At 33.2% G+C, this 25572-nt stretch carries 28 protein-coding genes; 11 read left to right on the forward strand and 17 right to left on the reverse strand.

Annotation, left to right across the window (positions count from 1 at the left end; translation table 11 throughout):
* Window positions 1-76 precede the first annotated feature (76 nt).
* From lptB to Q0857_RS06665, 4 genes are read right to left on the reverse strand one after another with little or no spacing between them, the layout of a single operon-like run.
* Window positions 77-817 carry an LPS export ABC transporter ATP-binding protein gene (lptB, locus tag Q0857_RS06650; protein ID WP_298533231.1) on the reverse strand — a complete coding sequence of 247 codons (741 nt, stop codon included), beginning with the start codon at window positions 815-817 and terminating at the stop codon, window positions 77-79.
* A gap of 27 nt (window positions 818-844) precedes the next feature.
* Window positions 845-1189 (reverse strand): carboxymuconolactone decarboxylase family protein, encoded by a 345-nt coding sequence (locus Q0857_RS06655; protein WP_298533232.1) that lies wholly within the window; start codon window positions 1187-1189, stop codon window positions 845-847.
* Window positions 1182-2006, reverse strand: a complete 825-nt coding sequence (gene tatC / locus Q0857_RS06660) for a twin-arginine translocase subunit TatC (RefSeq protein ID WP_298533233.1) — start codon at window positions 2004-2006, stop codon at window positions 1182-1184. The genes Q0857_RS06655 and tatC overlap by 8 nt, the downstream gene beginning before the upstream one ends.
* Window positions 2006-2923 carry an SIS domain-containing protein gene (locus tag Q0857_RS06665; protein WP_298534087.1) on the reverse strand — a complete coding sequence of 306 codons (918 nt, stop codon included), beginning with the start codon at window positions 2921-2923 and terminating at the stop codon, window positions 2006-2008. The genes tatC and Q0857_RS06665 overlap by 1 nt, the downstream gene beginning before the upstream one ends.
* A gap of 240 nt (window positions 2924-3163) precedes the next feature.
* Between Q0857_RS06665 and Q0857_RS06670 the strand changes: the two genes are divergently transcribed.
* Window positions 3164-5368, forward strand: coding sequence for an ATP-dependent DNA helicase RecQ (locus tag Q0857_RS06670; protein WP_298533234.1), 2205 nt, complete (start codon window positions 3164-3166; stop codon window positions 5366-5368).
* Between the two features lie 103 nt (window positions 5369-5471).
* Here Q0857_RS06670 and Q0857_RS06675 read toward each other — a convergent pair whose 3' ends face one another.
* Window positions 5472-5945, reverse strand: a complete 474-nt coding sequence (locus tag Q0857_RS06675) for a hypothetical protein (protein ID WP_298533235.1) — start codon at window positions 5943-5945, stop codon at window positions 5472-5474.
* Between the two features lie 387 nt (window positions 5946-6332).
* Between Q0857_RS06675 and Q0857_RS06680 the strand changes: the two genes are divergently transcribed.
* The 4 genes from Q0857_RS06680 (at window position 6333) to Q0857_RS06695 (ending at window position 10188) form a co-directional block, all read left to right on the forward strand.
* Complete coding sequence (locus Q0857_RS06680; RefSeq protein WP_298533237.1) at window positions 6333-7265, forward strand: peptidylprolyl isomerase; 933 nt, start codon at window positions 6333-6335, stop codon at window positions 7263-7265.
* 152 nt (window positions 7266-7417) lie between these two features.
* Window positions 7418-9061: a lipocalin-like domain-containing protein gene (locus Q0857_RS06685; protein WP_298533238.1), complete on the forward strand. Its 1644-nt coding sequence runs from the start codon at window positions 7418-7420 to the stop codon at window positions 9059-9061.
* Between the two features lie 95 nt (window positions 9062-9156).
* Window positions 9157-9702, forward strand: a complete 546-nt coding sequence (locus Q0857_RS06690; RefSeq protein ID WP_298533240.1) for a YfiT family bacillithiol transferase — start codon at window positions 9157-9159, stop codon at window positions 9700-9702.
* Complete coding sequence (locus Q0857_RS06695) at window positions 9703-10188, forward strand: GNAT family N-acetyltransferase (protein ID WP_298533241.1); 486 nt, start codon at window positions 9703-9705, stop codon at window positions 10186-10188.
* On the opposite strand, the gene Q0857_RS06700 is transcribed toward Q0857_RS06695, so the two are convergent.
* Complete coding sequence (locus Q0857_RS06700; protein ID WP_298534089.1) at window positions 10185-10742, reverse strand: thioredoxin family protein; 558 nt, start codon at window positions 10740-10742, stop codon at window positions 10185-10187. The genes Q0857_RS06695 and Q0857_RS06700 overlap by 4 nt on opposite strands.
* Before the next feature lie 46 nt (window positions 10743-10788).
* Between Q0857_RS06700 and Q0857_RS06705 the strand changes: the two genes are divergently transcribed.
* The 3 genes from Q0857_RS06705 to Q0857_RS06715 are packed head-to-tail and all read left to right on the forward strand — an operon-like array spanning window position 10789 to window position 13061.
* Window positions 10789-11124 (forward strand): tRNA-binding protein, encoded by a 336-nt coding sequence (locus Q0857_RS06705; protein WP_298533243.1) that lies wholly within the window; start codon window positions 10789-10791, stop codon window positions 11122-11124.
* Between the two features lie 3 nt (window positions 11125-11127).
* Window positions 11128-12033 carry a bile acid:sodium symporter family protein gene (locus Q0857_RS06710; protein WP_298533244.1) on the forward strand — a complete coding sequence of 302 codons (906 nt, stop codon included), beginning with the start codon at window positions 11128-11130 and terminating at the stop codon, window positions 12031-12033.
* The gene (locus tag Q0857_RS06715) at window positions 12030-13061 is read left to right on the forward strand and encodes a lysophospholipid acyltransferase family protein (RefSeq protein ID WP_298533245.1); all 1032 of its coding nucleotides are present in this window, start codon (window positions 12030-12032) and stop codon (window positions 13059-13061) included. The genes Q0857_RS06710 and Q0857_RS06715 overlap by 4 nt, the downstream gene beginning before the upstream one ends.
* A 129-nt stretch (window positions 13062-13190) precedes the next feature.
* Here the strand turns inward: Q0857_RS06715 and Q0857_RS06720 are convergent, their stop codons facing one another.
* Together Q0857_RS06720 and Q0857_RS06725 are read right to left on the reverse strand one after the other, a co-directional pair.
* The gene (locus Q0857_RS06720) at window positions 13191-13577 is read right to left on the reverse strand and encodes a PUR family DNA/RNA-binding protein (protein WP_298533246.1); all 387 of its coding nucleotides are present in this window, start codon (window positions 13575-13577) and stop codon (window positions 13191-13193) included.
* A 149-nt stretch (window positions 13578-13726) separates the two neighbouring features.
* Window positions 13727-15490 (reverse strand): ABC transporter ATP-binding protein, encoded by a 1764-nt coding sequence (locus Q0857_RS06725; RefSeq protein ID WP_298533247.1) that lies wholly within the window; start codon window positions 15488-15490, stop codon window positions 13727-13729.
* Between the two features lie 203 nt (window positions 15491-15693).
* Between Q0857_RS06725 and nusB the strand changes: the two genes are divergently transcribed.
* The 3 genes from nusB to yajC all read left to right on the forward strand — a co-directional run bounded on the left by nusB (window position 15694) and on the right by yajC (window position 17505).
* Window positions 15694-16641: a transcription antitermination factor NusB gene (gene nusB, locus Q0857_RS06730; protein ID WP_298533249.1), complete on the forward strand. Its 948-nt coding sequence runs from the start codon at window positions 15694-15696 to the stop codon at window positions 16639-16641.
* Window positions 16642-16723: 82 nt separating this feature from the next.
* A complete protein-coding gene (locus tag Q0857_RS06735) occupies window positions 16724-17203 on the forward strand; it encodes a DUF1573 domain-containing protein (RefSeq protein ID WP_298533250.1) in 480 nt (159 codons plus the stop codon).
* A gap of 11 nt (window positions 17204-17214) precedes the next feature.
* Window positions 17215-17505: a preprotein translocase subunit YajC gene (gene yajC / locus Q0857_RS06740; RefSeq protein ID WP_298533252.1), complete on the forward strand. Its 291-nt coding sequence runs from the start codon at window positions 17215-17217 to the stop codon at window positions 17503-17505.
* Between the two features lie 66 nt (window positions 17506-17571).
* Here yajC and cysK read toward each other — a convergent pair whose 3' ends face one another.
* The 9 genes from cysK to Q0857_RS06785 all read right to left on the reverse strand — a co-directional run bounded on the left by cysK (window position 17572) and on the right by Q0857_RS06785 (window position 25565).
* On the reverse strand, window positions 17572-18483 hold the full coding sequence (cysK, locus tag Q0857_RS06745) for a cysteine synthase A (RefSeq protein WP_298533253.1): 912 nt from the start codon (window positions 18481-18483) through the stop codon (window positions 17572-17574).
* A 20-nt stretch (window positions 18484-18503) separates the two neighbouring features.
* Window positions 18504-19103, reverse strand: a complete 600-nt coding sequence (locus Q0857_RS06750; protein WP_298533254.1) for a DUF1801 domain-containing protein — start codon at window positions 19101-19103, stop codon at window positions 18504-18506.
* 106 nt (window positions 19104-19209) lie between these two features.
* Window positions 19210-20748, reverse strand: coding sequence for a phosphatase PAP2 family protein (locus Q0857_RS06755; RefSeq protein WP_298533255.1), 1539 nt, complete (start codon window positions 20746-20748; stop codon window positions 19210-19212).
* A gap of 60 nt (window positions 20749-20808) precedes the next feature.
* Window positions 20809-21531 carry a DUF3575 domain-containing protein gene (locus tag Q0857_RS06760; RefSeq protein WP_298533256.1) on the reverse strand — a complete coding sequence of 241 codons (723 nt, stop codon included), beginning with the start codon at window positions 21529-21531 and terminating at the stop codon, window positions 20809-20811.
* A gap of 17 nt (window positions 21532-21548) precedes the next feature.
* Window positions 21549-22181, reverse strand: coding sequence for a potassium channel family protein (locus Q0857_RS06765; RefSeq protein ID WP_298533258.1), 633 nt, complete (start codon window positions 22179-22181; stop codon window positions 21549-21551).
* Window positions 22182-22226: 45 nt separating this feature from the next.
* On the reverse strand, window positions 22227-22853 hold the full coding sequence (locus tag Q0857_RS06770; protein ID WP_298533259.1) for a hypothetical protein: 627 nt from the start codon (window positions 22851-22853) through the stop codon (window positions 22227-22229).
* Between the two features lie 33 nt (window positions 22854-22886).
* Window positions 22887-23732, reverse strand: a complete 846-nt coding sequence (locus Q0857_RS06775) for a hypothetical protein (protein ID WP_298533260.1) — start codon at window positions 23730-23732, stop codon at window positions 22887-22889.
* Window positions 23733-23787: 55 nt separating this feature from the next.
* Entirely contained in the window at window positions 23788-24630 is an 843-nt protein-coding gene (locus Q0857_RS06780; RefSeq protein WP_298533262.1) for a hypothetical protein, read from the reverse strand.
* An 11-nt stretch (window positions 24631-24641) separates the two neighbouring features.
* Window positions 24642-25565 carry a transporter gene (locus Q0857_RS06785; RefSeq protein ID WP_298533263.1) on the reverse strand — a complete coding sequence of 308 codons (924 nt, stop codon included), beginning with the start codon at window positions 25563-25565 and terminating at the stop codon, window positions 24642-24644.
* Window positions 25566-25572: the final 7 nt, after the last annotated feature.

Here is a 25572-nt window from a genome sequence, read left to right on the forward strand (position 1 = left end):
TAAGGCGGTAGAAAGTCATAACATTCCTTTTTTTAAAGGAAGACAAAGAAATGAGACAAGTAAAAAAGTTTAGCTTTTAGTTCCGTATTTTCTTTTTACGAAGTTCGAAGTTTTGGCCTAGATACACTTTTCTAACCATTTCATCGTCAGCTAGTTCTTCTGGTTTACCTGCTTTAAGAATACTACCTTCAAACATTAAATAAGTTCTGTCGGTAATAGCTAAGGTTTCTTGAACGTTATGATCGGTTATCAGAATACCAATGTTCTTTTTGGTAAGTTGTGCTACAATACGCTGAATGTCTTCAACAGCTACAGGGTCGACACCAGCAAAAGGTTCGTCTAAAAGTATAAAGTTAGGGTCTGTGGCTAAGGCTCTTGCAATTTCAGTTCGTCTGCGTTCCCCTCCAGATAATAAATCGCCCCGATTTTTTCTAATATGTCCTAAGCTGAATTCATCAATAAGAGATTCCATTTTATATTCCTGTTCCTTCTTACTTAGTTTAGTAAGTTGTAAAACACTTAAAATGTTATCTTCAATACTTAATTTTCTGAATACTGAGGCCTCTTGTGCTAAATACCCAATGCCATTTTGAGCACGTTTATACATGGGATATTTAGTGATTTCAGTGTTGTCTAAATAAATATGACCGCCATTCGGTTTTATTAAGCCAACAATCATATAAAATGATGTAGTTTTTCCAGCTCCATTTGGGCCTAAAAGCCCTACAATTTCCCCCTGATGTACCTCTAGAGATACATCTTTTACTACTTTTCGTCCGCTGTAGGACTTCATTAAATTGTCTGCCTTTAAAATCATAATTGCAATAACGTAAAAAAAAATTAATTATTGGGCTTCTAGAGCATCCCAATATTCATAGGCACGGCGTAAATGTGGAATAACAATCGTGCCACCAACCAAAGTAGCAATGCTTAAAGCTTCAACAACTTCTTCCTTTTTTAAACCAATTTTATAACTGGTTTCTAAATGGTATTTCACACAATCATCACAACGCAAAACCGCAGAAGCGACTAAGCCAAGAAGTTCTTTTGTTTTAGTGTCTAAAGCGCCTTGAGTATAAGCGTTGGTGTCTAAATTAAAAATACGCTTTATAATTTTGTTGTTGTCTCCTAAGATTTTATCGTTCATTTTAGAGCGATAATCATTGAATTCTTTAATACTATCAGACATTTTTGTTTTCTTCTCTTTTTTGATTTCTAACTACAATTTTAGAAATGTAAATACTTACTTGATATAATATTAAAATAGGTATCGCAACAATAACTTGGCTTGCTATATCTGGCGGTGTAATAATAGCAGACAAAATAAGAACAATTACCAAGGCGTATTTTCTGTATTTTCTCAATATTTCTGGCGTAACCAAACCTATTTTGGTTAAGAAATAAATTATAATTGGTAATTCAAAAATTAAACCTGAAGCCAAGGCTGAAGATCTTACAAGGGCTATGTAGGAGCTGATATCGATTTGATTATCCACTTGTGTAGAGATACTATAATTAGCCAAGAAGTTTAATGATAAAGGTGTTACAATATAATATCCAAATAATACACCAATGAAAAATAAAATGGACGAAATAATAATAAAGCCTCGAGAGTGTTTACGTTCATTACTATGTAAGCCAGGGCTTATAAACTTCCATAATTGATAAATCACATAAGGAAATGAAATAATAAAGCCGCCTAAAATGGCTGTCCAAATATCAGCAGAAAACTGACCTGCCATAGTTCTATTTTGTAATATCATAGGCATTTCTTCAGCACAGAATGTAGTGTCTAAGCCTATTAAATTGGCCGTTTTACACAACATGTCATAAGTTGGGAAACTCATATCTAGTGGTGCAAAAATTATTTGGTCAAAAATAAATCTACTAAAAATAAAGGCGAAAGTAGCAACGATTACTACGGCTAAGCAAATTCGAATTAGATGCCAGCGCAAATCTTCCAGATGGTCTAAAAAAGACATCTCATTAATATCTTTTTTTGTCATTATAGTATACCTTCTTTAATTAAATGATGTAAATGAACAACTCCGGTATATTTGCCATTATCCTCTACTAATAATTGGGAAATATCATTATTTTCCATAGTCTCTAAAGCATCTACAGCCATGGCATCTGCATGAATACAATGTGGATTTTTGCCCATAATATCTTTGGCTGTTAGTTTTGAAAAATCGTCAACAGAACTAAGCATTCTTCTCAGGTCACCATCCGTAATAATCCCAACAATCTGGTCATTATCAACAACCGCTGTAACACCCAACATTTTTTTTGATATTTCAACTATAACATCTTTAATACTAGCAGTAGGGTGTACACTTGGTTTTTCATTTGCTGAAGACATATCTTGAACCCTTAAGTATAGTTTTTTACCTAAAGCCCCCCCTGGATGATATTTAGCGAAATCTTTACTTGAGAAACCTCTCAAGTTTAGGAGGCAGACTGCCAAAGCATCACCAATCACCAATTGAGCCGTTGTACTTGTGGTTGGTGCTAGATTATTTGGGCAAGCTTCTTTCTCGACAAAAGCATTTAAAACGAAATCTGCATTTTTGCCTAAAAATGATTCTGTATTTCCAGTAATAGCAATCATGCTATTTTTGGCACTCTTTATTAATGGAACAAGTACCTTAATTTCAGGTGTATTACCACTTTTAGAAATGCATATAACAACATCATCTTCAAGGATAAGCCCTAAATCACCATGAATAGCGTCAGCCGCATGCATAAAAACCGAGGGAGTTCCAGTTGAGTTTAAGGTGGCTACAATTTTGCTAGCAATAATAGCACTTTTACCAATACCTGTAATAATAACGCGCCCTTTTGAATTGAATATGAGTTTTACAGATTCTGCAAAATCATTGGTTACCAAATTGGATAAATTTAAAATGGTTTTACTTTCCATTTTAATAGTGTCCCTTGCCATTTCAATAATAGAATTATTGTCTCTCAAAATTTACTATTTTTGGTTTAATATTTAAAGAATTTCTTATCTTTAGAGATAATGAAATTGAATTATGTTGTAATTTCGTTACAAAACTAACGAAAAAAAAATGAGGGGTCTTTAAATACGTTGTTAATTTGACTCATGTGTTAACAATGGTATTTGGGAGTTTTAAATAAGTAATTAATTTTCTTAAAATTGATGACAATAGCAAAAAGCGAATTACATGCAGCTCTTAAAAAATATTTTGGTTTTAATAAATTCAAAGGACTTCAAGAAGCAGTTGTAGAAAGTATATTAGCAGGAAAACATACGTTTGTAATTATGCCAACTGGAGGAGGGAAATCTCTTTGTTACCAGCTACCTGCATTAATGCAAGAAGGGACGGCCATAGTCGTATCTCCGTTAATAGCATTAATGAAGAATCAAGTAGATGCTATTCGAGGAGTTTCGAAAGAAGATGGTGTTGCGCATGTACTAAATTCTTCGCTAAATAAAACAGAAATAAAACAGGTTAAAGAAGATATTGTTAATGGTGTTACCAAGCTACTCTATGTGGCTCCAGAATCGTTAACTAAAGAAGAAAATGTTGAGTTTTTAAGAACGGTAAAAATTTCATTTTTAGCCATTGATGAAGCGCACTGTATTAGTGAATGGGGGCATGATTTTAGACCGGAATATCGAAATTTAAGACATATTATTAAGCGAATAGGGGATAATATTCCCATTATTGGTTTAACAGCTACGGCGACACCAAAAGTTCAGGAAGACATTATTAAAAATTTGGGAATTGGAGATGCTATGACATTTAAAGCTTCATTCAACAGACCTAATTTATACTATGAGGTAAGACCAAAGACTAAAAATGTAGATGCTGATATTATTAGGTTTATAAAACAGAACGAAGGGAAATCGGGTATTGTGTATTGCTTAAGTCGAAAACGTGTTGAAGAATTGGCTCAGGTCCTACAGGTAAATGGTATAAATGCCGTACCATACCACGCTGGTCTAGATGCCAAAACCAGATCCAGTCATCAAGATAAATTTTTGATGGAAGATGTGGATGTGGTTGTAGCTACTATTGCCTTTGGAATGGGTATAGATAAACCAGATGTTAGGTATGTTATTCATCATGACATACCAAAAAGCATAGAAAGTTATTATCAAGAAACAGGGCGAGCGGGACGAGATGGAGGAGAAGGACATTGTTTAGCCTATTATACCTACAAGGACATTGAAAAGCTAGAAAAATTCATGTCTGGTAAACCTGTTGCAGAGCAAGAAATAGGGCAAGCTTTGTTGCAAGAAGTTGTGGCTTTTGCTGAAACGTCTATTTCAAGAAGGAAATTCATTTTGCACTATTTCGGGGAAGATTTTGATAATGAAACAGGGGAAGGTGGAGACATGGATGATAATGTTAAGCACCCTAAAAAGAAAACGGAAGCAAAGGATAATGTAAAAATATTGTTAGAAACCATTCGAGATACCAACGAGAAATATAAGTCTAAGGATCTTGTAAATGTTATTATAGGAAAAGAAAATGCTTTAATCAATTCGCATAAGACGAATGAACAGCCATTCTTTGGGAATGGAAAAGGAAAAGATAATAAGTATTGGATGGCCTTATTAAGACAAGTTTTAGTAGCTGGTTATTTAAGAAAGGATATAGAAACCTATGGTGTGATAAAATTGACAAATTCTGGTAAGGATTTCATTAAGAAACCGGAGTCTTTTATGATGACAGAGGATCATATTTTTGAAGGTGAGCAAGAAGATGGAAGTATTATAACAGCTGCGAAATCTGGACCTGCAGTTGCCGATAGTGTTTTAATGGCAATGCTAAAAGATTTGCGAAAAAAGAATGCTAAGAAATTAGGGGTGCCTCCATTTGTGATTTTTCAAGACCCCTCGTTGGAGGATATGGCGCTTAAATATCCTATAAATTTAACCGAACTTGGTAATGTTCATGGTGTTGGAGATGGAAAAGCAAAAAAGTACGGAAAAGATTTTGTTAATCTTATTGCAGCCTATGTGGAAGAGCATGATATTATGCGTCCAGACGATTTGGTAGTAAAATCGACTGGGAGTAACTCTGCAAATAAATTATATATCATTCAGAATGTAGATAGAAAATTACCACTTGATGATATCGCTTCTTCTAAAGGTATGACTATGGAAGAATTCATAAAGGAAATGGAGGTTATCGTTTATTCGGGTACAAAATTAAATATTGATTATTGGCTTCATGATATTTTAGACGAGGATCAACAAGAAGAGATTCATGATTATTTTATGGAATCAGAATCTGACGATATTGATGCAGCCATTGATGAGTTTGATGGAGACTACGATGACGAAGAACTACGTTTATATCGTATTAAATTTATTAGTGAGGTCGCCAATTAATTTAATACGATATAAATAAATCAAAGGTTAATATTTGTTTTCCTTCAAGAGTAATAAATCATTACCTGATAGATGATATGCCTCTTTTTTAATATAAATACTTCTATTCCAGTCTTATATAGTTTTCAGCAAAAATAGGGTGACCTTCCTCATCAATTTGTATTTGGCTGTATTTATCTTTGGAAATTGTAAATTTAAAAACGAATTCGGGGTTTTGGCTAATAAAAGCGGTCATTGTTTTTGAACCATATTCTAATGTTTCACTTAAAAGATCGTCATGTATATTATAAGTGCCATAGCCAAACCATTCGGTTGAATCCGATGCCACATTTCTACACCACATTACTTTAGAGTCAGTATAAATTTTTATATGTCTATTCGCAGAAGATGAAGAAAAACTATCTGTCACTTTTCCATTTTCATCATAATTATAATAGCTCACACGCTCCCAAGTACCCTTAAAGTTTTTCTTGGTATTTTCAATTGAATTGTCGTAAGGTTCTTTCTCTCCATTTACTGCGGTAAAAGCAACTAGGATAATGAAAAGCACCATAAATAAGGTAAGTTTAGTTTTCATGGTTTTAGTTTTATGATTCACTACAATTTACAAAAAAAAACAACAACTATTTACATGGTTATTAGATTATTATAGAATATCTTCTATTGCATTATGAGTTAAAAAAAGAACTGTTTAATGTCGAAGCTTTAACTGAAACAGTGAAAGTGAAATGACGGGCGGAGTAATAAAGTCTAAAAAACATCTAAATTTTAAAAGAAATGCTCAAAGACTTTGTAAACTCCTGTTCGAGATAATACCTGTTGATTTAACATGGTTGTGTGTGGCTCTCCTACTTTATAAATTCTTATGTTTAAAGATATTTACTTTTTAAGAAATACTTGACAAATCAATAATTGTACTTATAACTTGATTTCCTATCTTTGCACTTTCTTAAAAATTAGAACAATGAAAGACGGATTATACGCAAAATTTAATACGACAAAAGGAGACATTCTTGTTGCTTTAGAATATAAAAAAACACCAGGAACTGTAGGTAACTTTGTGGCCTTAGCCGAGGGAAATTTGGAAAACAATGTAAAACCGCAAGGAACACCTTATTATGATGGTTTAAAATTTCATCGAGTAATTCCTGATTTTATGATTCAAGGAGGTTGCCCACAAGGTTCTGGAGCAGGTAACCCTGGTTATCAGTTTGATGACGAATTTCATTCAGATTTAAAACACGACGGCCCAGGGGTTTTGTCTATGGCAAATGCGGGACCAGGAACAAATGGCAGTCAGTTTTTTATAACTCATATTGAAACACCGTGGTTAGATAATAAGCATACGGTATTCGGTAAAGTTGAACAGGGGCAAGAAGTTGTTGACGCTATAGCTCAAGGCGATGAAATTGAAAGTTTAGAGATTATAAGAGTAGGTGAAGATGCGGAAGCTTATAGCGCTATTGAAGCGTTTAGAACTTTTGAAGGTTCTAGAGAAAAAAGATTAGCCGAAGCAAAAGCGACTGCAGATGCAGAACTAGATAAAATTGCTACTGGATTTAATAAAACAGAAAGTGGATTACGTTACCAGATTCTTCAAGAAGGAAATGGAGCGAAAGCTGAAAAGGGGCAAACAGTTTCAGTACATTATAAAGGTCAGCTTTCTGATGGAACTGTTTTTGATTCATCGTATAAAAGAAACGAACCAATTGATTTCCCTATAGGTGTTGGACAAGTAATTCCTGGTTGGGATGAAGGTATTCAACTATTAAGTGTTGGTGATAAAGCTCGTTTGGTAATACCAAGTCATTTAGGTTATGGTAGTGCGGGAGCTGGAGGCGTTATTCCTCCTGATGCCACTTTGGTTTTTGATGTTGAGTTAATGGATATAAAATAATTTCAGATTACATAGATTTAAAAAGCACCTTTTATAGGTGCTTTTTGTTTTACAGACCATTTTATTGCTTTTTGTACATCTAAATGAGTTAATCAGCTTAAATCTTTGTTATAGCTTTTTTCATATTATAATTTTAACCAAAATATAAGTTTATGGTTTTAAGATATAATGTATTAGTGCTTTTTTTTCTTGTTTCTTTTTTAGGAAACGCGCAAGTTTGGAAAACGTATCCTTATAACCCAACCACAAATCCTACCAGCGAAATAGCTTTTCCTTTAGATGAGGGAAGACATTCAAGTGAAGAGCTTGAATGGTGGTACGTTTCTGGTCATATTACCACGAATTCCGATAAGGAATACAGTTTTATGCTTACTTATTTTTTTAGACCTACCTCAGTTTCAATTTTTAATTTTGATGGTTTTAGAATTTTAAATATTACCGATGAGTCTGACGGAACATTTTATCAAGACACAAAAGCTCTGAATTATACAACTCTATCTGAGACGGGTTTGAATATTGAGGCAAGTATATTTCCTAGTGGATCTGAGTTTTGGAGAAATAAGAAAGATAATGGAGACATGTCTATTCCTTTTGAATATGAGATAAGTGCCTCTAGTGCCGAAGTAAGTATAGCTTTTGATTTGGAAACCGTAAAGCGCCCATTGATTGTTGGGGGAGATGGTAAATTTAATCAAGGCGCATCTTCTTATACATACTATTATTCTCAAACAGAAAATAATGTTACTGGAAGTCTAACTTTGAATGGCTTAACTGAAACCATAACAGGAAAAGCTTGGATAGATAGACAATATGGAGATTTTAACCCTTTTACAGGTGAAGATTACGAATGGTTTAGTATAAAATTAGATAACGGAACAGATTTGAATTTGTGGAATATTTTTAATGCCAATAGAGAAATTCCAAACAATCTTAATTATAAAATATTGTCTGCCTATGTTGATGAAAATCAAAATACCCAGTATACAGTTTCTGATTTTGAAATTGAAAGGTTAGAATACTTTTTCACTCCTGATAATTTGAAGAGTTACTCCAAAAAATGGAGGTTAACATCAACTTCAAAGAATATTGATTTGTTGATTACAAGTAATTATGAAGCTTCAGAAGTAAATATTTCAGAACTGTCGTTTCGTTTCTTTGAAGGTGCAACAACAGTTACCGGTACTATTAATGGCGCATCTGTTAATGGTGTGGGATTCGCTGAATTATTACATAATTATGAACATCCAGATGTTAGTTTAGTTGAACCTTCAGAAGGTGTTTATGATACAACAGCACCAATTACATGGACATTAAATAATCCAGACGACGGAAGACCTATAAAATATGATTTAGAATACAGCATTGACAATAAAGCAACATTTTTGCCTATAAGTACTGGATTAACAAATACGTCGTATACATGGGATGGAGCGGCACTAAGCAATGGAGACAAAGTTTGGTTTAAAGTAAAAGCTTATTCTATTGATAATACTTTTAACAGTGAAATAGTGAGCTCATCTTCTTTTGATACCACTCTAGGTTTAGCTAAATCGGTCCATTCTAATTTTAAAGTTTATCCAAACCCTGTAAAAAACAGGTTTACTCTAAGTTTTAACCAGCCAATTAATAATCGGGTTATGGAGATAATTTCATTAACAGGGCGAAAAGTTTATACGGAGGTATTGTCAAATTCACTTAAACAGGATGTTGATATTAATTTTCTGTCTAATGGTATTTATTTCTTAAGATTAAATGGTCAAGGAATCAGTCAGACCATAAAATTAATAAAAGAGTAAATATTGAATTTTATTTGACCTGAAAATACGTTAATTAATAATGGTTTAGATTAAAAATATATTTAATTTAGAGGAATAACTTTAAATTAAAATATGTGAATACTGTTAATTTAGAACAACTAAAGTACCCCATAGGGCAATTTGAATGTCCTACTACTATTACTAAGCAACATATTGAAGAATGGATTACAGTTTTAGAACAGTTTCCCATCCGTTTTGAAGCTTTGGTTAAACATCTTGGTAAAGAGCAATTGGATACGCCTTACAGACCAGGCGGTTGGACCATACGTCAAGTAGTGCATCATGTTTCAGATAGTCATCATCATAGTTATACTAGATTTAAGTGGGCATTAACCGAGGATAATCCACTTATTAAAGCTTATGACGAAAAACTGTGGGCAGAATTAAGTGATAGTAAATCGGCTCCAATTCAAATGTCAATAGAGCATTTAAAAGCTATTCACTATAAATTGGTTAATTTACTAAAGACCTTGTCTGCTGAAGATTTGAAAAAAAGTTTTATTCATCCCGAAACCAATAATGAGGTATTATTAAGTTACAATGTTGGAAATTACGCTTGGCATAGTAATCATCACTACGCACATATTGAAAATTTAATGAAAAGAAAAGGTTGGCTCTAAATGATTAGATTGGTAGAAGTAAATGATGCCGAGGCTTTATTAGATATTTATAATTATTATGTACTATATACTACAGCTACTTTTGATATTGAAGCACTATCCATTGAAACCTTTAAGAATAAATTAAATCGGATAAATAAAGATTACCCTTTTATAGTATTTGAAGAAGATAATGAGATTTTAGGGTATGCTTACGGGAGTCGATTTAGACCAAAACCGGCATACAATTATGTTGCCGAATCCACAGTTTATGTAAAGCATAATGCTCACGGTAAAGGTATAGGATCTAAACTATATGTTGAATTGATACGACTTCTAAAAAAGACTGATTTGCATACGGTATTGGGGGTATTAACCATTCCTAACGATGCTAGTATTAGACTGCATGAAAAATTGGGTTTTGAGCAGGTGGCTAATCTAAAAGAAGTGGGAATGAAGTTTGGTAAATGGCAAAATGTTGGCATTTGGCAACTGAAACTTCATTAGTTTTTCCATTTTATGTTACAACCTATACTTGGTTTTTGAGTGTTTTTATTAGTTCTTTCTTCAACCAAACAATCTAAAGCGTGTCTTAAATCTGATCCACTTAGAGGTATACTATTTCCAGGTCGGGAATCATCAAGCTGTCCTCGGTAAGTTAATTTCAAATTTTTATCGAATACATAAAAATCTGGTGTACATGCCGCGTCATATGCCACTGCCACGTCTTGATTTTTATCAAATAAATAGGGAAAAGGATATCCTTCCTTTTTGGCATGAATTTTCATGTTTCCTGGTGAATCTTGTGGATAATTTATTTCGTCATTACTAGAAATCGCAATGAAGGAAATTCCTTTTTTCTTGTAGGTATTGCCAATTGAAATAATTTCGGAATTTACATGAATTACAAACGGACAGTGATTACAAATAAACATGATAACAGTACCTATCTCGCCTTTCAAATTAGTCAAGGTTAATAAATTATCACTTACCGTGTCTTTTAATTCAAAATAAGAAGCTTTTGTTCCTAGCGGAAGCATATTTGAAGGTGTTCTAGCCATAATTGATTGTTTCCTCAAAGTTCGTGATAATTTGTATTTTTAGAAAATGAAAGATATAATTACTTTTGATGATTTTGTTAAGGTTGATCTGAGAGTGGGAACAATCATTGCCGTAGATGATTTTCCTGAAGCTAGAAGACCTGCTTATCAACTAACCATTGACTTCGGAGATTTAGGAGTTAGGAAATCATCAGCACAAATTACAACATTATACAAGAAAGGAGATTTACTGGAAAGGCAGATCATAGCGGTAGTAAATTTTCCTAAAAAACAAATCGCAAAGTATATGAGTGAATGCTTAATTTTAGGAGCTGTTCATGGAAACGATGTTGTGCTTTTAAATCTGGACAATAAGGTGATTAATGGAACTCCTGTAAATTAATTTATGCAAGAACTAGATAGAGTTAAAATTAACTTTGATAGTAATGGTCTGTGGGTTTTAAACATTGCACTTGCGGTGGTTATGTTTGGAGTTGCACTGGGGATTACTCTTGATGACTTTAAGGTCTTGGTTAAACAACCTAAACTTTTATTAATAGGAGTTTTAAGTCAGTTTATTTTACTGCCCTTAGTTACTTTTGTATTCGTTATTTTGGTTAATCCTCAACCCAGTATAGCTTTAGGTATGTTTATGGTGGCTGCATGTCCTGGAGGAAATATTTCTAATTTCATGTCGCATTTAGCCAAGGGAAATACGGCATTATCTGTGAGTTTAACTGCCTTTGCTACATTTTTAGCTATATTTATGACACCTTTTAACTTTCGTTTGTATAGCGGTCTATATCAGCCAACAAATCAAATTTTAAAAGCTGTAGAGTTAGATTCCTTGGCTTTAATTAAGCTCGTAATTTTAATATTAGGTGTGCCATTGGTATTAGGGATGTTATTTAGGTTTAAATTCCCGGAGTTAGCACAAAGGCTATCCAAGGTATTAAAGCCGCTATCAATTTTGGTGTTTGCCATTATTATAGTTATTGCGTTTTCAAAGAATATAGACGTTTTTAATAATTATATTCATCATGTCCTATTTTTAGGAGTATCTCATAATATTATAGCGATTTTGCTAGGTCTCTTTATTGCAAAACTCTTTCGATTATCTTTTATAAATCAAAAGACATTGGCTTTGGAGACTGGTATTCAGAATTCTGGATTAGGTCTTCTGCTTATATTTACTTTTTTTAATGGTTTAGGAGGTATGGCTTTATTGGCCGCTTTTTGGGGTATCTGGCATATTATATCAGGCTTATTGCTAGCTCTGTTTTGGTCTAAACAAAAATCGACTCAAGTTTGAAAATTATTTGGTTAACATTTATGCGTTTGTATTTAAATACAGGTCTATTTTTTTACTTTAAAAAGATTCAGGTTCATAATTTTGAGAATATTCCAAAGAACAAACCTTTATTGTTTTTAAGCAACCACCAAAACGCTCTGTTGGATGCGTTGGTAATAGCCACTAAATGTGGACGGTTTTCATATTTTTTAACTAGAGCTGCTGTTTTTAATAAAAATATAATTGCTCGGTTTTTAAGGAGTATGCAAATGCTACCTGTCTATAGAATTCGTGATGGCTATAGCAATTTAAGTAATAATACTGCCATTTTTAATGAGTGTGCAAAATTGTTACATAATAATAACGCTATAGTCATATTTCCCGAAGGAAATCATAATTTGAAACGAACTGTAAGACCTTTAAGCAAAGGATTTACCCGAATTATTTTTCAAACATTAGAAGAGCAACCTAAAACAGATTTACAACTACAACCAGTGGGTTTAAATTTTGCAAATGCTACCAATTTTCCAGACTCTGCTGCAATTTATTTTGGTACTCCATTTTCTGCCAAAGATTTAGTTTTAAAAGATAAAAACGAAAGTGTTGTTGGCTTGAAAACTAAAGTACAGTCTGAAATTTCGATGCTAACAGCGGATGTACCATCATTGAATTATGATGACAATATTGAAAAGTTAAAGAATCTCAATGCTGATTTTTTAAATCCAAAGGCGGTAAATTCATGTATAGCTTCTAATTATACGCATTGTTCTTCACAGAAGAAACCAAAAAAGAATGGGATACAAAAGGTTTTTAAAGCTCTGTTTTTTTTTAATATGATACTACCTTATGTCGTTTGGAAATTTATACTTGCGCCTAAAGTTAAGGAGTTAGAGTTTTTGTCAACTTTTAGGTTTGCCGTGGCTATAACCTTATTTCCTCTTTATTTAGGAATATTAAGCACTATAATCATGTTATTTATCAGTCTTAAATTTGCGATGTTATATGTTCTGTTTGTTTCATTACTGGCGTTGGGGACCACCAAATTTTAGGAAATTTTTCCGGTTTATTATTAAGAGTTTATTTGCATTAACAAGATATAGTTTCTAAATCGGGATAATTTGAAATAAAAAAACCGCTACATCTTAATGCAGCGGCCTTTATATAAAATACAGTTTTATTTAAATATCATCAAAATCAATATCAGTAAAACTTTCTGGAGTTTTTATTTCTTCTTCTGTATTTTCAGAAGGTTTATCATTGTATTCCTTTTTAAAATCTTTTTGGTGACGCTCGCTAATCACTTCATCTCCTTTTTCGCGAATAATATAGTCTGTCATTTCAGCTAAAATTTCTCTAAATTCAGAAAAATCTTCTTTATAAATGTAAATTTTATGTTTTTTGTAATGAAATGAACCATCATCATTCGTGAATTTTTTACTCTCAGTAATGGTTAAGTAATAATCTTCCGCTTTAGTTGCTCTAACATCAAAAAAATAAGTGCGTCGTCCTGCTCTTAACACTTTTGAAAAAATTTCCTCTTTCTCCATCATACCGTTATTGTTCATAGTTCAGTTTAGATTTATACAATTTGATTTGTGTACCAAAAATCCAAAAAAAACCGTAACTAAACAACAATTTACAAGGTTTCTTTTTGAAATATTGAGTTTTATTTAATCTTTAGCTTTCTAAAGCGGTATTTTGTAGAATGTTATATCTATACCTCGCCAGAAGTAGATGCGCTTAATTGTTTTAAGTAAAGATGTTTGTAATAACCTTCAACATTAATCAAGCTGTCATGCGTCCCTTCTTGAACAATTTTACCGTCATCAAGAACAATTATTCTGTCTGCGTTTTTAGCAGAAGAGACTCTGTGACTTACAATAATGGATGTTCGTCCTGCAGAAAGCTTATTGAGGTTTTTTAGTATTTTTTCCTCAGTTTCAGTGTCTACTGCAGATAAGCAGTCATCAAAAAGGAGGATTTTTGGAGATTTAATAATGGCTCGAGCAATAGATACACGTTGCTTTTGTCCACCAGAAAGTGTTATGCCCCGTTCTCCTAAAACCGTATCGTAGCCTTTATTAAACTTCATAATGTTTTTATGTACCTGGGCGTTCTTCGCAGCATTAATCACATCTTCATCCGTAGCATCTTGATTCCCAAATTTGATATTTGTTTTTATGGAGTCAGAAAACAAAAAAGCATCTTGCGGTACGTAACCAATACTGTTTCTTAGTTCGGATAAATTAAGTTGATTGATTTCCGTGTTGTTTACTAGAATGGAGCCTTTATCAATATCATAAAGTCTGCCTATTAAGTCTAAAATCGTTGATTTTCCTGATCCCGTTTTACCTAAAATGGCTAAAGTTTCTCCTTGTTTAATTTGAAAACTAACGCCATGCAGCGCTTGAATATTGGTGTCATCATAAGTAAAGTAGACATCTTTAAAGGTAATATCGCCAGTTATTTCAGTATGCGTATTTACATTGTTTTTAATTTCGGGTTCAATTTTTAAAAACTCATTAATGCGTTTTTGTGAAGCTTCTGCTTGCTGTACAATAGACGTAACCCAACCAACTGTCGCTACAGGCCATGTTAGCATATTTACATAAATAATAAACTCTGCAATGGTTCCAATACTTTCAATTTCACCATTTATATACTGCATACCACCTACATAAATAACTAATAGATTACTAGCTCCAATAAGTAATATCATCATTGGAAAAAACCATGCTTGTACTTTTGTAAGGTCTATTTGTTTCTCTTTACTTTCTGCAGCTAGGGTTTTAAAGTTAGCAGAGGTTTGAGGTTCAATACCATAGGCTTTTATAACTGAAATACCACTAAAAGATTCTTGCGTAAAGGTAGAAAGTTTAGATAAGTACTCCTGCACAATAGTACTGCGCTTATGTATTTCTTTACTTAATTTATAAATGATTACTGATAAAATGGGTAAAGGTAAAATAGTATAAAGGGTTAACTTAGGCGAAGCATTAATCATGTAGATAATAACAATAACAAAAAGGGCAATTGTATTAATACTATACATTATAGCCGGACCTGCATACATTCGAACTCTACCCACATCTTCTGTGATTCTATTCATCAAATCACCGGTTCTATTTTTCTTATAGAAATTTAAACTAAGTTGTTGGTATTGCTCGTAAATCTCATTCTTTAAATCGAACTCTATGTAGCGCGAAACGTTAATGATAGTTTGGCGCATAAAAAAGGTTAAAATACCTCCAATTACCGCAGCGCCTATAATATATAAAATAACCTCTGTAAGTTCAGATTTAATAACAGCCTCAGAAACACCTCCTTTTAAATACTTTTCAATAACAACAAATATTTGTTTCACATATCTTGGCGTGTAAAGCAAAAAAATTCTAGCAACAATCGTAATGATTATACCTAGGATAAGATGTGTTTTATACTTAAAGAAATATTTATTTAAATGTTGTAATTCTTTCATTAATAGGCTTACAAATAGAAGAGCAAATATAGGGTTTAAATGATAATAATATGAACCGAGATCTACAGCTATTTGTTAAATATAGCTTAAAAAAATAGTGGATAATAAATTGTAATAATACTGCATGTTATTTTAAATATAGTATTATTTTTGCGCCAATAAAAACATTGAAAATCTTCAATTTTTAATTAAAGTTCTTTGTAATGATGTTAAGCAGACGACATATTCGCGTAAAAGTAATGCAAACTTTGTACGCTTTTAAAGGCAGTGAAAGTGATGATTTGGGTAAGGATCAAAAGTTTTTACTTTTTAGTATTGATAATATGTATAATTTGTATCTTTTATTAATTTCTTTATTGATAGAGGTTCAGAAAAGAGCTGAAAACGATTTACAAAAAAAACAAAAGAAACATCTTGCCACTAAAGAAGATAAAGATCCAAACAGAAAGTTTGTAAGTAATCAATTATTAAAACTTTTAAAGGAAAACATTCAGTTACAAGATCAATTTAAATCTCATAATATTGCGAATTGGGAATTAGATAGTGAGTACGTTGATGTTATTTTTAAGGCCATCATATCAAGTGATTTGTATAAGGATTACATGAATACTCGAGTGTCTGATTTCAAGGAGGATAAAGATTTTATAGTTGATATTTTTAAGGAAATTATAGCTCCAAATGATAAGCTTTATGATTATTTGGAAGATAAGAACTTAACTTGGTTAGACGATTTACCAACAGTTAATACAACCATTTTAAAGTTACTAAGAAAAGTAAAAACCACATCGCCAGAAAATTATTTTACTCCAAAATTATACAAGGATTCTGAAGATAAACAGTTCGCTATTGATTTATTTAGAAAAACGCTTTTAAATAGAACAGCGATAAATAGAGAGATAGAAGAAAAGACTAAAAATTGGGATGCAGATCGAATCGCTAATGTAGATTATGTGCTTTTACAAATGGCTATTTGTGAAGTTAAAAACTTCTCGTCAATTCCTGTTAAGGTAACAATTAATGAGTATTTAGAAATATCTAAAGAGTACTCAACACCTAAGAGTAGCATTTTTATCAATGGAATATTGGATAAATTGGTTAAGGAATATGAAGCATCAGGTGAACTAAATAAGATTGGACGCGGGTTAATGTAAATTTCTGTTAAGAACAACACAAAAATTTTAAGTACACTAAATAATTGTTATTTTTACGAACCAAAAAATAAAATTTACTATCATGAAAAAAATAGTTTTAGGATTAAGTGCATTGTGTCTAGTAGCTTTTACTTCTTGCAAAGAGGAGAATGCTGCTAAAAAAATTGAAGAGAGTAATGTAGCAGCGGCAGCAGAAAGAGATGCCACTGCTTCTAAATTTCCTGTTATTGAGTTTGATAAAAAAGAACATGATTTTGGAGAAATAGAATCTAGAGCGGCAGTTGAAACTACTTTTAGTTATAAAAACACAGGCGATGCACCTTTAGTAATTACAGATATTAAAAGTTCGTGCGGTTGTACAGTACCTCAGGATTGGAGCAGAGAACCTTTAGCTCCTGGAGATTCTGGAGACTTTACGGTAAAATTTAATGGTAGTGGATCTAATAAAATTACCAAAACGATAACTGTAACGGCAAATACCGAAAAAGGATCAGAGGTTGTTAAAATCACTGCATTTGTAAAGCCAGATCCAAACAAAGTAAAACCAACAGCTAAAAGCTAAATTTATATAAAATGGGAGAAGGAGGAATTGCTAGTTTATTGCCATTCGTATTAATGTTCGTAGTTGTGTATTTCTTTATGATTGCACCTCAAATGAAACGAGCAAAAAAAGAAAAGAAATTTGCGGCAGAGTTAAAACGTGGTGATAAAATAGTTACTAAAAGTGGCTTGCATGGTAAGGTAGCCGAGTTAAATGATAAGGATAATAGTTGTGTGATTGAAACTATGGCTGGAAAGCTTAAATTTGACAGGTCTTCAATTTCAATGGAGTTGAGTGCCAAACTTAATGCATCTGCAAAATAAAGTTTAAATTATTTTAAGAACAAAAAAGGCTTGTAAATATTTGCAAGCCTTTTTGTTTGAATAGATTTAAGATAGTAAGCCGTCTATAGAAATATAGCGTTCGCCAGTATCATAGTTCATGGTGAGTACAATATCACTAGAATTTATGTCTTTTAGTTGTTTCCTAACCGCAGCTAATGAAGCACCAGAGGAAATACCTACTAAAATCCCTTCTAATTTGGCAATATTTTTAACTTCAGCAAATGCCTCTTCTTTGGTTATTCTAATAGCACCATCTAATATATTTCTATTTAGAACATCTGGAAAAAAACCTGGACCAATACCCTGTAGAGGATGGGGGCCCGGTTCTCCTCCCGAAAGTACAGGAGAATCGTCAGGCTCCACGGCAAAAACTTTAAGGTTACTAAATTTTTCTTTTAAAACCTCAGACATTCCTGTAATGTGCCCACCAGTACCAACTCCTGTAATTAAAAAATCAATACCATTTGGAAAGTCTTGAATTATTTCTAGGGCAGTAGTTTGTCTGTGAATTTCGGGGTTCGCGGGATTCTTAAACTGAGAGGGCATCCAAGCATTTTTATTGTTTGCAACTAACTCATCTGCTTTCGAAATAGTGCCACCAAGTCCTAATTCTTTTGGTGTTAGAACCAGATTAGCACCATAGGCTGCCATTAAAGCACGTCGTTCAACAGACATAGATTCTGGCATTACTAATGTGAGTTTGTAGCCTTTTATAGCACATACCATAGCAAGCCCTATTCCCGTATTTCCAGATGTAGGCTCTACAATATCTGTATCTTTTGTAATAAGTCCTTTGCTTTCGGCATCTTCTATCATCGATAAGGCAATACGGTCTTTAATACTTCCTCCTGGGTTGGCTTTTTCAAGCTTCATCCATACGTTGGCATTAGGGAAGAGATTACTTAGTTTAACAACTGGAGTATTACCAATGCCTTCTAATATATTATTAATCTTCATAATTAAGTGGTTGTTATTATTTAACAGTTTCGATATTTATCGTTTAAACCCATACCTTCTAAAATCATAGGTATTATTGTATCTAATCTTGTTTGCTTAGTTACTTCTCTTTTTGCAGAATTAATATGCTCGCAATACTCACGCTGTTTTGAGTTAGATAGTTTATTAAATGCTAACTTCGAGGTGTTGTTCGAGTTTAGTACTTTTTTTAGTTCTTCAGGAATAATAACTATTTTTTTTGACCGATCAGCCTTGATTTCTATTCCTTGTTTTTGATTCTCAATGGCCTCTTTTACATAGGCTAAAACAACATGGCTATTAATATCGTTAATATTTTTAAAACGCATTTGCCGCATGGCCTTGGTTTTTCCTTCTTGTGCGTTTTGTAATACGTTTAGATGATCTTTCAGAAACACACCATTAAAAAACCAAATACAAAAATGGTTCTTGAATGCTCCAAGGCTTAGTACATTTTTATTTTTTAGTGTATAAACAGGATAATTCCATTTGATAGTTTCTTCAAGTTCTGTTGAAAGTATTATAGCTCGCAATATCTTTAGTGCTTCATTAAATTGAAGATTTTCTTCTATATACTCATCAACCGAAAGCACTTTTTTCATTTTGAATGAATTAAATAATGAATAATAAAAATAGCCAATAAATTAAGATTTATTGGCTATTACATGAGTTTTTTAGCTAGGTTCCTTAGTCTAGCTAATTTTTACCTTACCAGAGCATAATATTTACGTTAGCACCAAATGAATAAGAATCGTAGTTCGTGGTCTTACTCTCTTTAGGAAAATAAGTAGGAGCACCATTATTGAAATCGTCCATATAGGTTACATCATATTTTAAATCGGCCCAGTTATAATCAAAGAAAGCACCTAAAGATAAATTTTTGCTTATAACCCTTTTGTAGTATAAGCCAGAAGTCCAGCTAAAGGATGTTTTAGGATCGTAATCGGCATAAACAAACTCTTGAGGCGGATCTTCCTTTAAATCAAATGAATTTTGTTTTTCTCTAACAAAAATCTTTGTGTTTGGACCAGAAATAACCCCTGCTTGCAATTTAGCTCCTAAAATATTTTTACCAAAAGGCATTTGATAGTGAGGTCCAAAATAATACAAGCGATTACCTGCAGATTGCGCTAGTACCTCAAATCCTTCAGCATCAAATTCAGCCTTTAAGGCATCGCTTATAGTATTGGGAAAACTTTGAAATCCTATTTCGCCACCTAACCCTAAGTTTCTGTTAAAAAAGTAAGCGCCTTCAAAGGAAATTTTAAATCCTTCTTTCGCTTCTAGACCTGGTTCATTTCCGTCTGTAGAATTAACCAAACTTGCATACCCGACTTTAACTCCAAGAAAAGATGGTTTTGATTCATTAATCTTTCGTTCAGTAATTTCAATTTCATTAATTCCTTTTTCTTTCCACCAACCGTCATTTAAAAAATAGGCGAGTTCTGTAGTTCCAATACCAATACCGGCACCAGCAAATACGTCAGAAATCCAGTGTCTATCATTTAACTGTCTCATAACGCCAGTAAAAGTTGCTAATGTATAAGCTGCTATACTATAAAAAGGACTTCTATGCTTATATTCTTTATGAAAGATATGTGCCCCCATAAAGGCCGTAGCGGTATGTCCTGACGGGAAAGAATTATTACTTGACCCATCGGGTCTTGGTTCTGCAATGCTATATTTTAAGCCTTGAACCACAATCAAGTTTATTCCAATGGCTGTACCGATGGTTGATATTTTTCTGTATGTACTATGTTTACTTTTTATGCCTGCTGCGTCTAATGCAAATACTGCAGCATAAGGAACATACTGCGTATAATCATCAATGTCATCATGAAAATTAGGTAGATACCTATTAATTTCATCTTTAACTCCAACTTTAAAATCGGTATTAAAATGCATAATTGTTCCTGCCGTAATTAAACCTCCCGCAACAAGCAAAGAAACACCTGTATCTGTTTTGTACCATTTTTCTTTAACTACTGTAGAATCTTGGAAAAAACTATAGCTGAGTTTTGATTGATTAATACTAATGGAAGACGATGAACCAAGGTTATTTTCTAGATAATCACCATTTTCGTTAAGATATAATTGAGAAAAATTTAAGGTTTTAATGGGTTGTAATCTATTACTAGATTTATTAAAATTTGATGCGTAGCTGTTAGTCCTGCTCTGGCTTACTGAATATTGAGCAAACCCCATGTTTATGGTTAAAACAAATAAAAAAGTTAATGAAATTTTCATAGTTTGAGTTTATTGATTTCGTTATCTGTACAAAAAATTGGTCTAAACATTTAAAATAAATTAAAAAGAATAGCCTAATGTGATACCATATCTAAAAGATGGTAAAATTAAACTATCGCTTTTTTTGTCAGGAGAAAAATCAAAATCAGCATTGATTAAGTCAAAAATTGAAATAAGCTCCAGAGCGTCATTAAGATCAAACCAAAATTCTTCGGGTGCAGCCACAATTTCTGTAAATTTGAAATTATAGTTTCCAGCTCCTGGTCCGGCAATTGTGAAATCTAAATAAAACCGTTTTCCTAGCAAGAGCTTGTAACCTACCATTAACCCAATACTATTGGTGTTTATTTTTACATCATATTGAAAAGGGAATTCACCATTTTCGTTTGTATATAAACCTTTGAATTCAGATGTCATATTTACAAAAGTGATATAGGCTCCAAAATAAAATCCATGGAGCATGTTTTTATTATGTTCATTAAGATAGTATCTAAACTCTGGTACTACCCTGAAGCCGCTATAAGTCAAATCTCCCGTTTTAAATTGATCGGTATCCAACCCTGAAAGCCTTAATAAGCCTTCTTTAGATTTATAGCCAAAGCTTGTGGAAATACCAATATGATTTCCTACGGCACGTTCATAACCAAAAGTATATCTCCCATTTAGCAAATCAGTTAGATGAAGTTTAGCCTCGTTTTTATGAAGAGGTATCTCCGAATCTACCTGACCAAAAATGGGGAAATAGGTGATTAAGAAAATAAGCATTATTATATGTGATTTCATTTTTATCTAAGAATACGTTAATTATTACTTATGCTTGAAAATTTCCCTACCAAAATGGCAACAATAACCGCCACATAAAACTGTCCTGTTACAGCTATAAGCATTGATAATGATTGAGAAATAGGTGATTGCGGGGTGATATCGCCATATCCAGCAGTGGTTAGCGTTATCATGGTATAATACACTAATTCCATAGGAGATTCGCTTGTTGAATTATACGACCCAGGAATATACAAATCAACAAACGCTACAAGACTACAAAACATTAATCCTAATAATAAATAGCCATTAATAGCATCTATTAAAGCATATATATCAACAATTTTTCGTTTCAATAAACCTTTTATAACATGGCTCACGATATAAATAAAAAATAAATTAGAAATAATTTCAGCGAGATAGTTTAAGTAAATAAAATCAGTAGCTCTTGTTATTAGTTCAACAAGGATTGCTCCAATGCCGAAAAGCGTAACTTTTGTACTTATTGAGTAACCCGCTAAAAGTATAATTGTAGAAAGTAAGATGAATGATACAATATTACCTTCAAAATCAATAAGAGGGAGAATAAATATAAAAACTAAAGATGCTACGAGAAGTAGCACCGATGACACCGGTTTATTGTTTAAAATATGTTCTACTTTTTTTCTCATTTTGAATAACTATTAAAACTTTTCACTATAAATATCACATTGAAATTATTTTTTTCTTTTTTTAAGAATCCACATAAAGAATGGCGGTAAAACAAACCACGCTAGGGTCCAAACCATAGGTCCTACAAAGGCTAAGCCAATATTAACGACCGCTGTTGCCGGTTCCATAAAATTACTACGTGTTATTTGGTTGATATCATCCTCAGATAAAGAGGCGTTTATCATATTGTTTTTTGAGGCATAAACCCAAGACCAAACACTTAGAAATCCAGCTAATGCTAAACTTCCTGCTTGCAGTGCGGGCGATGATTTAGTTACCAAGCCGGGATCTGCAATGGCAAAAAACACGTATAGACAAACTAAAAAAAGTTGAATTAGAGACATGGCTACATGGGCGCCGTTAGTTTTAATTAAATTTTTAAATAATCCATTGTTTTGATTCCAATACATGAGTGTTAATCCCGCCCCAATAAATATTCTGAGGAGTTCATCTTTACTGTCAATCATATGGCTTAAAAGCCCATATGGTTTGTGGGACCATTCCATATCCTCAATTAGGGGGAGGTAATTATTAACGAGATGAAAAAAAATTAGTGCATAAACAATATCAATAAATCGTCTTAATCGATTTAAGTAAATGCTGTCTGGTAATTCTTGTAGCTGGTTAACCATAATATTTATTATTATAATTTCTATTCTATATATCTAAAACACAAATTCCACTAAAAAGCGCAGATCGTAAACCGTTCCTTTTGTTGGTCTTATCACATTCTTAAAAAATTGGACGCCCGTATTAAGGGTAGTTGTTTTTCCTAAAGGAAATTGGTACTGACCACCACCACCTAGAGGTAGATAAACAGCTTCACTGGAAGGTTTGTTCCAATACACAGAAACCCCGTAAGGCATATAAATCAAGTCAAATCGTTTCGCTATGTTATAAACTATAAAAGGTTTAATCATGAGCATATTAACGTCTTTGCGCTCTGAGGAGCCTGCAATAGACCATAGTTGTAGTGCAATGGCACCAGCAAATAATCGCCCATTTTCATATTCGTAATCAAAGCTAGGCCCAATAGACCATTGCCCACTTCCAAGTGATGGGTCGGCAGCGGTTGGTAATTGTGCTGCAAAACCTAAGGTTAAATGGTGCTTGCCATGATGAGCGCTGCGTTTAGCAAACCAAAATCCCATCAATAAATCATTAATACCATCAACAGCTTTAATATTGCCGCCTTCAATAGGGTTACCAACAGGTTGCCCAGGAATGGGTCTTGGGTATTGGTTTACCTCAAAGTAAGAAATGTTTTTAATATTATATTGACCTAGTTTAATGGTACTTTCAAATTCTAAGCCTAATGTACTTGCATCATCACCGGGGTCATTTAAAAAGCTAAAAAATGGCCAGGTTCTTTGAGAATCTAATTTATAGATTGGTCTATTACTTTCATGGGCTTCATGTGCTGCCTCATGTGCTTCTTCTTGCGCGTGTAAAAAGGAACTTGATAACAGTAGCAAAAAAAAGAGTCTGAGAGCTGTTTTGAATAGTTTCATTTGTGTTCGGTTTTTATAATGCTTTAATTTATAATTGGGATTTATGATTTAAAGCTTAGTTCTTCCCACTATTAAATGGCATGGTGTAAGTAAAGTTTAAACGAAATGAGTTTTGAACCGCAGGACCTTCCCAACTATTATATATGGCACTTGTTTGATATTCAGCATAGGCATTAATAGAGCCTTTATCTAAAACCCAAACCTTACCAAAACGTAACCCTATGGGTAAATAGAAGCTTTTGCTACTCCAGTCATATTGGGCTACCATATCTCCGTTTCCAGCATACAACCCAGAATCTCCAATTCTATAGTTCAAAAAGGGCGCTATGCCTAAAGGATTGGTAGTAGACGAGCCTGCTGGTAAAGTACGTGGATCAATAGACCGCCATGATTGTGTTAATAATACCCCGTAAAACCAACGTCCAGAACTATTAACCAAGGCACCTGAAAGCCCATATCCCCATTCATCTCTGGCAACTTTTTTATTACCAGGTAAGGTAACCATGGGACCAATACCGGTACGTCCTGTGCCCCAATCAAAGCTTTTTGGTATGATTAAAGCAAATATTTCTGTGTTTCCAAAACCATTATCACCCGTGTTTACATTTTCATAATGTCTTAGCGTCACTCGAGGTAAAATGGTAAGATTTTTTAATGGAATTGGTGCTACAATACGCAATTGGACATAATTATCTAAGCCCGCTGTTCTAGGAGCACCATTTACTATATCACTATGATAATCGGGCATGGATTGGTAAGCAAATTGAAAGCTCCATTGTGTGGCGGTAGCATCTAAAGCTTTGGTCGTGTCATCTTGTCCAGCTTCTTCGGTATTTTCTTCCTGCGAAAATGATACTAGAGATGAACAAAGTAGGAAAGTTAGTAAAAAATGTTTCATAATTATAAGCGTTAATTTTTAAGTTGTTTTGTAGATTTATTCCATCGGTATTGATAGGTTAGTGTCAAGGCGTCAAAATCACTGCCTCTTTCAAATCGTATTCCAGATACATAACCTATTTTAAAGGCATGCTGATTAAATGGTACAGCATAGTGTAAGCCAAAGCGCATGGCTGATATTTTTGAATCGCGATCTATATCGTTTACTATAACACGCCCGCCTATACCATAACCTATATTCGCCGATATCCACATATTATTGGGTAGGTCTCTAATGAGGTGAAATTTAAATGTGTATAATGGTTTTTGTCCTAATTTGTTCCCATTTACATAGTTGTTATTGTTGGTAAATAGCCATATGCTGGCATAGGTTTCTATATTCCATTGGTCAAGTGATTTTGCAAAACCCCACTGTGGTTTAAAGGCAAATCTATTGGAGCCTAAGTTTACCAATTCATTAGGGTTATATTTTCCTGTTGGTATAATCACTTGTACACTAAACCCAGAAACCGCGTTAGGTTTATAATTCGCAAATTCTTTTACTGACATGGCTGGCGAATTCAAAAAGTTAAAGGATAAACGAATTCTTAAATCACCAAAGCCGTCTTGAGAAAACCGATCTGGTAATCCAACCACTTCACCATTCCAATCCCCAAATACATAGGGCAGTACAGCATCAATTTTAGCCGATTGACCAAAAAACTTAATAGATCTTATATAGGCAAAAACAAAGCTGTTTAGCCTAGCGTCTAAGCCATCAATGGGTAGGGAAGGGTCTAATAGGATATTACCGCTCGTGTATGCATAACTACCTAAAAGAAAATTAGTCCCTACAGGTAAATTAGTAATCGCTCGGGGTTCTAAATCTTGCCCAAGCAGTGGTGTCCAAACAAAAAGGAAACAGAAAACAGAAATAAATAACTTAAAGCCTTTCATAACTTCT

The organism is uncultured Algibacter sp., assembly GCF_947495925.1.
In the GTDB taxonomy this organism is placed as follows: domain Bacteria; phylum Bacteroidota; class Bacteroidia; order Flavobacteriales; family Flavobacteriaceae; genus Algibacter_E.

Bases quoted from the DNA above. Each gene is read 5' to 3' on its own strand.
- lptB (WP_298533231.1), bottom strand. From the start codon at position 817: ATGATTTTAAAGGCAGACAATTTAATGAAGTCCTACAGCGGACGAAAA.
- Q0857_RS06655 (WP_298533232.1), bottom strand. From the start codon at position 1,189: ATGTCTGATAGTATTAAAGAATTCAATGATTATCGCTCTAAAATGAAC.
- tatC (WP_298533233.1), bottom strand. From the start codon at position 2,006: ATGACAAAAAAAGATATTAATGAGATGTCTTTTTTAGACCATCTGGAA.
- Q0857_RS06665 (WP_298534087.1), bottom strand. From the start codon at position 2,923: ATGGAAAGTAAAACCATTTTAAATTTATCCAATTTGGTAACCAATGAT.
- Q0857_RS06670 (WP_298533234.1), top strand. From the start codon at position 3,164: ATGACAATAGCAAAAAGCGAATTACATGCAGCTCTTAAAAAATATTTT.
- Q0857_RS06675 (WP_298533235.1), bottom strand. From the start codon at position 5,945: ATGAAAACTAAACTTACCTTATTTATGGTGCTTTTCATTATCCTAGTT.
- Q0857_RS06680 (WP_298533237.1), top strand. From the start codon at position 6,333: ATGAAAGACGGATTATACGCAAAATTTAATACGACAAAAGGAGACATT.
- Q0857_RS06685 (WP_298533238.1), top strand. From the start codon at position 7,418: ATGGTTTTAAGATATAATGTATTAGTGCTTTTTTTTCTTGTTTCTTTT.
- Q0857_RS06695 (WP_298533241.1), top strand. From the start codon at position 9,703: ATGATTAGATTGGTAGAAGTAAATGATGCCGAGGCTTTATTAGATATT.
- Q0857_RS06700 (WP_298534089.1), bottom strand. From the start codon at position 10,742: ATGGCTAGAACACCTTCAAATATGCTTCCGCTAGGAACAAAAGCTTCT.
- Q0857_RS06705 (WP_298533243.1), top strand. From the start codon at position 10,789: ATGAAAGATATAATTACTTTTGATGATTTTGTTAAGGTTGATCTGAGA.
- Q0857_RS06710 (WP_298533244.1), top strand. From the start codon at position 11,128: ATGCAAGAACTAGATAGAGTTAAAATTAACTTTGATAGTAATGGTCTG.
- Q0857_RS06720 (WP_298533246.1), bottom strand. From the start codon at position 13,577: ATGAACAATAACGGTATGATGGAGAAAGAGGAAATTTTTTCAAAAGTG.
- Q0857_RS06725 (WP_298533247.1), bottom strand. From the start codon at position 15,490: ATGAAAGAATTACAACATTTAAATAAATATTTCTTTAAGTATAAAACA.
- nusB (WP_298533249.1), top strand. From the start codon at position 15,694: ATGATGTTAAGCAGACGACATATTCGCGTAAAAGTAATGCAAACTTTG.
- Q0857_RS06735 (WP_298533250.1), top strand. From the start codon at position 16,724: ATGAAAAAAATAGTTTTAGGATTAAGTGCATTGTGTCTAGTAGCTTTT.
- yajC (WP_298533252.1), top strand. From the start codon at position 17,215: ATGGGAGAAGGAGGAATTGCTAGTTTATTGCCATTCGTATTAATGTTC.
- cysK (WP_298533253.1), bottom strand. From the start codon at position 18,483: ATGAAGATTAATAATATATTAGAAGGCATTGGTAATACTCCAGTTGTT.
- Q0857_RS06750 (WP_298533254.1), bottom strand. From the start codon at position 19,103: ATGAAAAAAGTGCTTTCGGTTGATGAGTATATAGAAGAAAATCTTCAA.
- Q0857_RS06755 (WP_298533255.1), bottom strand. From the start codon at position 20,748: ATGAAAATTTCATTAACTTTTTTATTTGTTTTAACCATAAACATGGGG.
- Q0857_RS06760 (WP_298533256.1), bottom strand. From the start codon at position 21,531: ATGAAATCACATATAATAATGCTTATTTTCTTAATCACCTATTTCCCC.
- Q0857_RS06765 (WP_298533258.1), bottom strand. From the start codon at position 22,181: ATGAGAAAAAAAGTAGAACATATTTTAAACAATAAACCGGTGTCATCG.
- Q0857_RS06770 (WP_298533259.1), bottom strand. From the start codon at position 22,853: ATGGTTAACCAGCTACAAGAATTACCAGACAGCATTTACTTAAATCGA.
- Q0857_RS06775 (WP_298533260.1), bottom strand. From the start codon at position 23,732: ATGAAACTATTCAAAACAGCTCTCAGACTCTTTTTTTTGCTACTGTTA.
- Q0857_RS06780 (WP_298533262.1), bottom strand. From the start codon at position 24,630: ATGAAACATTTTTTACTAACTTTCCTACTTTGTTCATCTCTAGTATCA.
- Q0857_RS06785 (WP_298533263.1), bottom strand. From the start codon at position 25,565: ATGAAAGGCTTTAAGTTATTTATTTCTGTTTTCTGTTTCCTTTTTGTT.